Source organism: Paenibacillus sp. 05T425, assembly GCF_056396205.1.
Map to the genome: position 1 here is coordinate 99867 of NZ_JBFTLA010000003.1, position 11235 is coordinate 111101.

The window sequence follows — 11235 nt, forward strand, 5'->3', positions numbered from 1 at the left end:
ATGATTAAAAGCGAAGGGCTCGTCAAAATTTACAAAATGGCGGATCTTGAGGTATTCGCCTTGCAAGGTCTTGATCTGCAGGTCGAAAACGGAGAGTTGATGGCGATTATCGGCAATTCCGGCAGCGGGAAGTCGACGCTCCTGAATATGCTTGGTGGCCTCGATAAGCCGTCAGCCGGCAAGCTGTTCGTAGACGGTCAAGACTTGCTGAAGTTCGGCGAGAAAGAGCTGGTAGCGTACAAGCGCGATACGGTCGGTTTCGTATGGCAGAACAATGCGCGCAACCTGATTCCATACTTGACCGCATTGGCTAATGTAGAGCTTCCGATGCTGCTGCGCGGCAAGCGGCGAAGGGCACGGGCGATGGAACTGCTGGAGGCGGTGGGGCTTGGACATCGAATGAAAAACAGGCTGAGCGAGCTGTCTGGCGGCGAGCAGCAGCGGGTAGCGATCGCGATCGCGCTGGCCAACGATCCGAAGCTGCTGCTCGCCGACGAACCGACGGGCTCGCTTGACACGAAAACATCAAACCAGGTTCTCGATTTGTTCCGGACACTCAACCGTTCGATGGGAATTACAATCGTAATCGTAACACATGATCCGGCGCTAGCGCGCAAGGTGGACCGCGTTGTCCAGATTCGGGACGGCAAGACGTCGGCGGAAATGATCCGCAAAGTGTCGTACGCCGACGAGCTGGCCATGTTGGATGCCGAGAGCGCCATGCTTGAAGCGGAGAGCCACACGGAATACGCCGTGCTTGACAAGGCAGGACGGCTGCAAATTCCTTCCGGATTCCTTGATATGGACGGTTTCAAAGACAACAACAAGGTACGCGTGGAAATGGAGGACGGCCGTATCGTTCTCTATCCCCAGTCAGCGAAGCAGACAGGCTAACCAAGCGCCATTTCCACTCCCCGCAAGAGGAGTTTGATATGGATAAATGATTGGAGAGAGGTGTTGTTCGCAAGATGAAACGGTTAAAAAGGTTGATGGTACTGGGACTGGCCGCAGCGCTGATGCTAAGCGCAGCAACGATTGGCTCGATCACGTCCCGGACGCAAGTGTATGCGGAGGCAATTGATGAGACATCCTTCGAGCCCCAGCGTATCGCAACGGACTTTGAGGACGGAACGGTACAAGGCTGGCAGCCGCGCGGCGGAGGCGTTATTTTGTCGGCATCGTCTGATGCGGCTTATTCGGGCGAGTATGGGCTTAAAGTGGAAGGAAGGACGCAAGGCTGGAACGGCCCAACGTTCAACGTGACGTCGTTCATGGAAGTCGGCAAGACATACGGCATCACGGCATGGGTACGTCTCCCGGCCGGCTCGAGCGCCTCGTCCGTCGGCATGCTCGTCGAGCGGACGACGGACGGCACGCCCTATTACGAATCTGTCACGACCAAAACAGCGACGGATAGCGGATGGGTGAAGCTGTCGGGCGAATACACGCTCAAAAATCCCGTTTCCAATGCCGGTGTTTACTTGGAATCGTTCGACAATCCGACGTTATCCTTCTACGTTGATGAATTTATAATTGAACGCGTACCCGATCCGATTCCGATCGAAATCGAGCAAGACATACCGAGCTTGAAGGATGTGTTCGCTGACGATTTTCTTCTTGGTTCAGCCTTGCTCGTTAACGAGATAGCAGATAAGGAGGGGCCGGACGCTGAGCTGCTCAAAAAACATTTCAACAGCCTTACCGCAGGCAATGAGATGAAATGGGATGCGACCGAGCCGGTCGAAGGGCAGTTTACTTTCGCCAATGCGGATAAAATCGTAGAATTTGGGGAGGAAAACGGCATTGCGGTACGCGGACATACGCTGATTTGGCATTCGCAGACACCGAACTGGGTGTTCTATGACGACAATGGCAATCTAGCCAGCAAGGAATTGCTGTTCGCGCGCATGAAGAGCCACATTGACGAAGTTGTCGGCCGCTATAAAGGGAAAATCTATGCCTGGGACGTCGTGAACGAGGTCATTGAGCCGGGAGATCGTAAGCGAGGCGGCTTAAGGAACAGCTTATGGTATCAAATCGCAGGCGAGGAGTACATCGAGAAAGCGTTCGAATACGCCCATGCTGCCGATCCGGATGCCGTGTTATACATTAATGATTACAACACGCATTTTACGGATAAACGGCAATTTATATATGACCTGATCAAGCGCCTCCAAAACAAGGGCATACCGGTCCAAGGTGTCGGCCATCAGACGCATATCGGCATCGCGAGTCCTTCCATTCAGGAGCTCGACGACATGCTCGCGGCCTTCCGCGACCTTGGCATCGAGCAGCAAGTTACAGAGCTGGATATGAGCGTTTATACGAATGACGCCGAGTCTTACGAGACCTTCCCGCTGGAATTGCAGATCACACAGGCGAGACGGTACCAGGCGATCTTCGACGTGTTCAAGAAGCATGCGGATCAGCTTACATCCGTCATCTTCTGGGGCAAGGACGATTTGAATACTTGGCTGCGAACGTTCCCGGTCGATCGGAACAATTGGCCGCTGCTGTTCGATGAACGTCTTCAAGCGAAGTATGCGTACTGGGCGCTTGTTGATCCAAGCAAACTGCCGGTTGAGATACACAAGACATCCGCAGTTGCCGGCACCGTGAAGGTAGACGGCAAGCTGGATGATTCATGGAAGGCAGCAAGGCCGATAACGATTCAATCAGCGGGCAGCAAGGCTGCTTCTTACCGGACACAATGGGCAGCCGGAAAGCTGCATGTTTGGGTCGATGTGCTGGACTCGTCGGTTAACGGAAACGATTCGGTTGACGTATTCATTGACGGAAACAACGGCAAGACAACCTCCTACGAGTCGGACGACAAGAAGTATACGTTCCGCAGGAGCGGGGCGAATCCGCATAGTCCAGCCGAATACAAGGCGGTCAAAACCGCGACCGGCTACGTTATCGAAGCGTCAATTCCGCTCGCGGGGGCAGCTCTTGGCCAAACGATCGGCTTTGACGTACGAATCAATAATCGTTCAGGCAGCGCTACCTCGTTGACGTCGTGGAACGATGTTCATCATAAGCAGGATGCCGATACGTCGGGCTTCGGCGAGCTAGAGCTAATTGAAGGCCCTCAATTGACGAAGGCTGTGCGTGGAACGCCGATTATTGACGGCCATATCGACGGCATCTGGACGTCAGCATCCGCCATTACGACAGACCGGTGGGTGCAAGGAACGTCCGGTTCAACAGCGAAGGTCAGAACGCTCTGGGATGGCAGCCGCCTTTATATATTGGCGGAAGTAACTGATTCGCTGCTTACAAAACGAAGCGCGAACGTATGGGAGCAGGATTCGGTAGAAATATTCCTTGATCAAAACGATGCAAGAACCAATCCGTATGATGCGGACGACGGGCAATACCGGATCAACTTCGACAACGAGCAGTCCGTTAGCCCAGGTTCTTCGAGCGGACGGCTCGTATCCGCAGCGAAGCTTACTGCTAACGGCTATATCGTCGAAGCTTCCATCGCTTGGACTGGAACGGCACCTGCGGCCGGCAGCTTGGTTGGTTTCGACGTACAGGTCAACAACGACCAAAACGATGACGGCATTCGCGACAGCATCGCGATCTGGAATGATACGACAGGAATGACGTGGCAGAACTTGTCCGAGATCGGACTGCTGGAGCTTACGAATTAATTGAAAGGGCTGTCCCGGTATCGGGACAGCCCTTTCAAACCTTTATTGACAAGGAGTGGAAATGTGAGACTGTCGATTCATAAGGCTCGCTTAGAGTTGCACTAGCTTTTGGATGGACTTTATCCAATCAAAAGGCTAGGAATGAGAAGATTTCAGAGTTTGGCTGGATTTTGTGCAGTCAAATGGGCGGAAAAAGGTTACTGAGGGCTAAACTGCAGGTTTTGGCTGTATAATTTCCACTTAAAAGTAATTTCGTAGCTGATTTGGGTCGATTAGACTGTATGAAATACAGGCTAACGTAACCCTCTTCTTGTAAGCGGTTACGCAGTAATGAAAAACATTTTTCGATATTCGTTGGCGCTTACGCCCGTATACGCTTTGAATTTCTTGTAGAACCAATCCATTTCCGTATAACCGATCTCATTCGCGATTTCATACACTTTCATGTCCGTATTCTCAAGCAGCAGCTTCGCCTTCTCCATGCGCTGTTGCAGCAAATATTCATTGAAGGTCATATTTTCCTGGAACTTAAACTTTTGACCCAAATAAGAGCAATTGAAATGAAGGCTATTGGAAATTTCCTTTAAGGTGATGTTTTGATGCAGCGCCTCATCCACATATTCCTTAACCTTCTCGATAATATTCGGTTGAGATTGGGATTCCTTTTCCGTCGGCGTCCATGACAGCGCTTTATTTTTGTCGATAGCGCAATCGAGCTCGGCTTTGACGGCCAACAAGCTTGACGTTAGCTCGACAGAGGAAACAGGATCAGGCAAATAATCGCTTACTTGGTAATAGAGAGCCTTCCGGGCAAGCTGGAAATCGTTGCTTCCGCCAATCAGAACAATCGGTACGCGGCTCTTCTGGCGAATGTAATCGCAAAGATACAAGCCGTCGTTATGGGAGCCGTTCATACTTATCAGGATTAGTGAAAAGTGGTTTCGGTCGAGAAAATCGATCGCGTCCGCAGAGCTGTTCGCATAAGCGTCCATTTCAAACTCGATCCGATTCCATTCCGACATATGTTGCAACATCTCCAACGACGATGAGGAGTCAAAGTCGACAAGCAGCACTTTATACACGATGATTACCTCCTATTTGTACTTAGGGGTTTTCCTTATGGGAGAATGACTACGCTTTAATTATGTGAACTGGGCGCAAACGAAACAACGTGCTTTTCTTTGCATAGCCCACAGGTTTTTACTTCTTGCTCAAAAAACAAATTTTCGTGAAATGAAATGATTTCCAATCTAGAATTTGACGGGTGACAGACCTGTATTCGCACAGGTTGTTGCCTGCCTTATGAAAGCGCTACACTTTCGGTGTAGTTCAATATGTTAAGGGGGATTCGCAATGAAGATTCGCAAATTAATGGTGCTGCTATGCGCGTTCGTTCTCGTACTTTCCGCATGCAGCGGCGGTTCGGGCAACGGCAGTAGCACGAACAACGGATCAAACCAAGCTACAAACAACGGCGCTGGCAACACGGCCACAGCTGCGCCGGAGGGTGAAGAAGAAGTAGATGCCGGCTCGCCGGAGATGGACTTCGACTTAGGCGGCAAAACGATCAAAGTCGTATCCTGGTGGGATATGACGATACCTGAAGACAACCCGGACAACATTCAAAAGAAGAAAAACCTGGATGAATTGATGAAGAAGCATAACTTCAAAATCGAGTACGTTGCGGTCGACTTCGGCGAGTATCAGCAAAAGGTTACAGCCTCCTTGCTGGCCGGAGAACCGCTTGGCGACATCGTCCGTCTTGGCAGAAACTATACGGTTCCGACGCTGGTGAAGCAAGATTTGCTATGGCCGGTTGACGAATATACGAAAAACGCGAAAGTATTCCATCAGAAAACAACTAGCGAATTTTTCACTTATGAAGGCAAAGGGTATGCATTCACAGAAGACCAAGGCGGCCTTATCCAAGGTATTTTCTACAATCGGACGCTTATGAGCCAGCTTGGCATCAAAGCGCTTCAAGATTATGTGAACGAAGACAATTGGAACTGGGATACGTTCATTCAAGTTGCGAAAGAAGCTAACAAAGACACGAATAACGACGGCAAGCTGGATACTTGGGGACTTGCAAACTCCCAAGTCGCAGAGCACGCGCTATACTCCAACGGAGCTTACCTGACCAAGGGCGACAAACAAAACTTGGAGGATCCAGCTACGCAAGAAGCATTGAATTTCTTGTCGAAAATGGCAACGGAGCAAGTGTACAGACCGACAGAGGGCGGGGACTGGACAGAGCCGGGACAATTCTTCCGTCAAGGCAACACGCTTATGTATGCAGGCGCTATGTACGAATTAAACGGCTTCAAAACGGATATGCCAGATGCGGACATTGGCTTCTTGCCGTTCCCTAAAGGCCCAAGTGCGACCGAATATCATTCCGGTGAAGGCGCATTCCAAGCGCTTACAATTCCGAAGTCGGTCGAGAATCCGGAGCAGCTCCTCTACATCTGGGAGAAAATCAACGATATCGATTCCGAATACGATTATCCGGGCCAAGCAAGCCTAGAATCGTCATTCAGCAACGAAGACGACATTAACAATGCACGGAGCGCGCTTGCAGGCTTGCAAGTATTCGATCATGGCACGTACGGCGATGCCTTGAAGTATTGGGACTTCATCGGAGAGATCAACAGCGGAGTATCGGTGTCCACTGTTGTTGAGAAATACAAACCGGTGTTCCAATCGGCGATTGATGCGGTGTACGGTTCGTAATCTATTGTAACGAGTGACCGACAGTCCCCATTAGAAGTCATTCTAAGGGGACTGTTATTGAATTTAACTTCTTGCTGCAGGAGGGAGAAAAGTTGAACTTCAGAAAGAAGAACTACGTCGCGATTATACTCGTTCTCGCCGTACTGGCAACGTCTATATGGGCGTTCTACCCTTCGGATTCATCCGATAGCGGACGCGCCATGGCAATGGCGGATTTCAGCGCCGTTACGGCATCAGCAGGAGAAGACAGCTACGATATGTACTTGGATAGCTACTCGGCTGCTGAAAGACCGGAAGAGATCATCCGTATTGAAGGTGAGAGCTTCTCGGAATCGACCGGTGACGGGTTTGAAACAACGGATCAATTGGACGGATTGGACGGCAAGGCGGTTGTCACACCGGAGTCAGGCACCATTCAGTGGAATGTGCAAGTAAAGCAAGCGGGTATGTACAATGTGAGAATCCATTATTTGCCGATCGAGGGTAAGAGCTCTGCGATCGAAAGACAGTTTGCCATAAACGATAAAGTCCCTTTTAAAGGCGCGGAGATTCTATTATTCGATCGGGTTTGGGGTAATCGACAGGACGAAATCGGACGAGACGATCGCGGCAACGAAATCAGGCCACGGCAAGTAGAGAAGCCGGCATGGCAGCTCGGAAGCTTCAATGATCGCAATGGATATTATGATGAGCCTTACTCCTTTTACTTTGAGAGCGGGCAGCAATCGATTTCCTTGACGGCCTTAAGGGAACCGATGGCGATTGATTATATTGAACTTTACCAGGACCAAGCTTTGATGACTTACGAGGACTTAAAGAAGAAGTATGAGACCGAGGGCATCAAGCCCGCCGTCGACCAATACATCGAAATTCAAGCCGAGGACGCGGTCGCCAAGTCATCGCCTACGTTGTATCCTCTGTCGGACCGGTCGAGCCCGACTGTCGTTCCGTACAACGTGTCTAAGCTGCGAATCAATACGATCGGCGGGACAAATTGGAAGCTCCCCGGGCAGTGGATCGAATGGGAGTTCGAGGCACCTGAGGACGGCTTATACCAAATTGCGTTGAAGCAGAAGCAGGATCAGCTGCGGGGCGTGTATGCCACTCGAAGCTTGACGATCGATGGACAGATGCCGTTTCAGGAAATGAAGCGCCTGCGGTTTAACTTCGACATGGAATGGAAGATGAACGTGCTTGGCGGCGATGAGCCGTATTTGTTCCATTTGACGAAGGGAACGCATCGTATTCGCATGATGGTGTCGCTCGGCGATATCGCGCCGCTTATTCGTACGATCGAATCGAGCGTGCTGCAGTTGAATGAGATGTATCGCAAAATATTGATGATTACGTCGAATACTCCCGATCCGTTCCGCGATTACCAGCTGGAGAAGCGGATTCCGGATATGGTAACGACGTTTGAGGAGCAAGCCGGCATCATCCAAAGCGTAGCTGATTATTTGGAGCAATCGACCGGCGAACGCAGCGACAAGGTGGCTGTTCTTCATACGATGGTCGGGCAATTGAAGGAAATGATCGAGAATCCGGAGACAGTCGGCAATCGCTTAAGCGCGTTCAAAACGAATGTCGGCGGACTTGGCACATGGATTCTTACGGTGCGTGAGCAGCCGGTTGCACTAGATTATTTGATCGTATCCTCGCCCGGCAAGAAGCTTCCAAGAGCGGAAGCAACGATGTTCGAGGAGGTCAAGCATGAGCTTGGCGCTTACATTGCTTCTTATACCGAGGATTATGACAGCATCGGAAATACGAGCGAAGAGCAAGACAGCAGGATTACAGTCTGGGTAACGACAGGCAGGGATCAGGCGCAGGTGCTTAAGAGCTTGATCGACGACTCCTTCACGCCGGATTCGAAAGTCGCGGTAGACTTAAGGCTCGTTCCAGGCAACATATTGCTGCCGGCAACGCTTGCTGACGAAGGTCCGGATGTTGCGATGCAGATTGGAGAAGACGTTCCCGTGAACTACGCCATGAGGGGGGCGGCTGCAGACTTGACGCAGTTCGATGATTTCGAGGAAGTCGCAGCGCGTTTCCAAGACAGCGGACTTACGCCGTACAAGTATGACAGCGGCGTGTATGCCTTGCCGGAGCAGCAATCGTTCCCGATGCTCTTCTATCGCAAGGATATTCTCGAAGAGCTGGATCTTGCTCCACCGCAGACTTGGCAGGATATTTACAACATGATCTCGGTCCTCCAAAAGCATAATATGGAATTTTGGCTTCCGATCGAGGCGTCGAATGCGAGTCTCGTGCCGAATGCGACATTCTCCGCGCTGCTTTATCAAAATGGCGGCGAGTTCTACCAGGATGAAGACAAAAAGACAGCGCTCGATACAGACATCTCCATGGAAATGTTTAAAAAGTGGACGCAATTTTATACCAACTACAAATTTCCTGTCATTGCTGACTTCCCGAACCGCTTCCGTACGGGAGAAATGCCGATCGGCATAGCGGATTACACGACCTATAATATGCTGACGGTATTGGCTCCGGAAATTAAAGGGCTATGGGATTTCACGCTCGTTCCGGGTACGGAGCAGGCAGACGGCACCGTCAATCATCAGGTAGCCAGCCATACGACGGGCGTCATGCTGATGGAAAACGCCGATAACAAAGAAGCTTCGTGGGAGTTCATGAAATGGTGGACCAGCAAGGAAACCCAAATTGCGTACGGACGCGAGATGGAAGGCCTGATGGGCGAAGCCGCGCGTTATCCGACGGCTAATGCCGAAGCGCTTGAGGAATTGCCATGGCCGGTCAAGGATTACAACAATTTGGCAAGTCAGTGGGAATGGGTAAGAGGCATTCCGCAAGTGCCGGGCGGCTACTTTACAGGGCGCCATCTGGACAACGCCTTCCGCAGAGTAGTCAATGCGAGCGAGAACCCTCGAGAAGCCTTAAACGATTACGTCCTGTATATTAACGACGAGATCGAAATCAAGCGCAAAGAATTCAATTTACCGTATTAGTTTGGGGGTGGAATCCATTGCAAGCCGAAACAACCAGTCAAGCCGTGCCTAACCTTATCCATCCGAAGAAAAAATCGAGATTGGCCAGTGTATGGACGGAATTGAAGAAAAACAAACATTATTATTTTTTGATGAGTCCGTACATGTTGATTTTCTTCACGTTTACGGTCATTCCGGTCGTGTTTTCTTTAATTCTTAGTTTCTTTTATTTCAACATGCTCGAATTTCCGCGTTTCGTCGGATGGCAGAACTATTCCAGGCTGTTTCTGAACGACGATATCTTTATGATCGCAGTGAAGAACACCTTCCTCTTCGCGATTATTACCGGACCGGTCAGCTATATCGCGTGCTTCTTCTTTGCATGGATTATCAACGAGCTGTCGCCTAAGGTGCGGTCGGTCATGACTTTGATCTTCTACGCGCCGGCTATTTCAGGCAACGTATTTTTCATTTGGCTGATCGTATTTTCGGGCGACCGCTACGGCTATTTGAACGGATTCCTGATTAAGTTCGGATTTATACTGGAACCGATTCAATGGCTGACCAATGAACAATACATTCTTATGATTGTTATGATCGTACAGCTGTGGCTCAGCCTGGGCACTAGCTTCCTCGCCTTTATCGCAGGTTTGCAGACGATCGACCGGACGCTGATCGAGGCGGGCGTCGTAGACGGAATCAAGAACCGCTGGCAGGAGCTATGGTTCATTACGCTTCCTTCGATGAGACCGCAGCTGATGTTCGGCGCCGTCATGCAAATTACGGGATCGCTCGCAGTCGCCGATATTACCGTGGCGCTGGCAGGCTTTCCGAGCGTTAACTATGCAGCGCATACAATCGTTACGCACTTGATGGACTACGGCACCATTCGTTTCGAAATGGGTTATGCGTCCGCCATTGCGACCGTACTATTCTGCATCATGATCGGAACGAATAAGTTGACGCAAAAATTGCTCAGAAAGGTAGGTGAGTAACGTTGGTCGTTAAAATGATGGCCGCATTCCGAACGCCGAAGAGGCTTAACCGTTCGTTTGCCGTCAGCTTTATCTTATTCGCGTTTCTCGCCGTGTTCGGTGCGTTCATGGCGCTTCCGCTGCTTTATGCGGTGAATAACGCCTTCAAGCCGCTGGACGAATTGTTCATTTTCCCGCCGCGCTTCTTCGTGAATAATCCGACACTGGATAACTTTTACGATTTGGTCGCCTTGATGGGCAATTCCTGGGTACCTTTGTCACGTTATATCGCCAATACGCTGCTTATTACGCTAATCGGCACAGCAGGACATATATTGCTTGCTTCGGCAGCAGCATACCCATTGGCGAAATACAACTTTCTTGGTTCTAAAGGGCTGTTCTCGATCGTCGTCCTGTCGCTAATGTTCTCGGGACATGTAACGGCCATTCCGAACTACATGGTGATGTCTTGGCTGGGCTGGATCAATTCCCATGCTTCGATTATCGTTCCATCGCTCGCGTTTCCGCTCGGGCTGTTCCTGATGAAGCAATTCATCGAGCAGCTTCCGACGGCTCTGCTGGAAGCGGCCAAAATCGATGGAGCGAGCGAATACCGGATATATTGGAGCATCGTCATGCCGAACGTAAAGCCGGCTTGGCTGACGCTTATGATCCTGCAGTTTCCTGCGTTATGGGGAACCGATGGGGGCAACTTCATTTACAGCGAAAATTTGAAGACGCTCCATTACGCGCTCGGTCAGATCACTTTGGGAGGTATCGCTCGTGCAGGCGTCGGCGCTGCCGTCGCTCTTATCCTGATGGTCGTTCCGATATCGCTCTTCATCATCTCTCAGAGCAGCGTCATTCAGACGATGGCCACCTCCGGGATGAAAGATTAGAAGG

The 11235-nt window shown here is 50.6% G+C and carries 7 protein-coding genes; 6 read left to right on the forward strand and 1 reads right to left on the reverse strand.

The genetic code is table 11. The annotated features are described in order from the left end of the window. Together AC1DF0_RS07280 and AC1DF0_RS07285 are read left to right on the forward strand one after the other, a co-directional pair. Window positions 1–894, forward strand: coding sequence for an ABC transporter ATP-binding protein (locus AC1DF0_RS07280; RefSeq protein WP_477573524.1), 894 nt, complete (start codon window positions 1–3; stop codon window positions 892–894). 74 nt (window positions 895–968) lie between these two features. Beyond that, window positions 969–3659, forward strand: coding sequence for an endo-1,4-beta-xylanase (locus AC1DF0_RS07285; protein WP_442049948.1), 2691 nt, complete (start codon window positions 969–971; stop codon window positions 3657–3659). A gap of 320 nt (window positions 3660–3979) precedes the next feature. On the opposite strand, the gene AC1DF0_RS07290 is transcribed toward AC1DF0_RS07285, so the two are convergent. After that, the gene (locus AC1DF0_RS07290) at window positions 3980–4741 is read right to left on the reverse strand and encodes a response regulator transcription factor (protein ID WP_442049947.1); all 762 of its coding nucleotides are present in this window, start codon (window positions 4739–4741) and stop codon (window positions 3980–3982) included. 271 nt (window positions 4742–5012) lie between these two features. On the opposite strand from AC1DF0_RS07290, the gene AC1DF0_RS07295 reads away from it, so the two are divergent. The 4 genes from AC1DF0_RS07295 (at window position 5013) to AC1DF0_RS07310 (ending at window position 11231) form a co-directional block, all read left to right on the forward strand. Next, window positions 5013–6392, forward strand: a complete 1380-nt coding sequence (locus AC1DF0_RS07295; RefSeq protein ID WP_477573525.1) for an ABC transporter substrate-binding protein — start codon at window positions 5013–5015, stop codon at window positions 6390–6392. 92 nt (window positions 6393–6484) lie between these two features. Further along, a complete protein-coding gene (locus AC1DF0_RS07300; RefSeq protein ID WP_477573526.1) occupies window positions 6485–9379 on the forward strand; it encodes an extracellular solute-binding protein in 2895 nt (964 codons plus the stop codon). A gap of 17 nt (window positions 9380–9396) precedes the next feature. Further along, entirely contained in the window at window positions 9397–10353 is a 957-nt protein-coding gene (locus AC1DF0_RS07305; RefSeq protein WP_477573527.1) for a carbohydrate ABC transporter permease, read from the forward strand. Between the two features lie 14 nt (window positions 10354–10367). Then, window positions 10368–11231: an ABC transporter permease subunit gene (locus AC1DF0_RS07310; RefSeq protein WP_475820896.1), complete on the forward strand. Its 864-nt coding sequence runs from the start codon at window positions 10368–10370 to the stop codon at window positions 11229–11231. The last annotated feature ends 4 nt before the right edge of the window (window positions 11232–11235 follow it).

Bases quoted from the DNA above. Each gene is read 5' to 3' on its own strand.
- AC1DF0_RS07295 (WP_477573525.1), top strand. From the start codon at position 5,013: ATGAAGATTCGCAAATTAATGGTGCTGCTATGCGCGTTCGTTCTCGTA.
- AC1DF0_RS07310 (WP_475820896.1), top strand. From the start codon at position 10,368: ATGATGGCCGCATTCCGAACGCCGAAGAGGCTTAACCGTTCGTTTGCC.
- AC1DF0_RS07280 (WP_477573524.1), top strand. From the start codon at position 1: ATGATTAAAAGCGAAGGGCTCGTCAAAATTTACAAAATGGCGGATCTT.
- AC1DF0_RS07285 (WP_442049948.1), top strand. From the start codon at position 969: ATGAAACGGTTAAAAAGGTTGATGGTACTGGGACTGGCCGCAGCGCTG.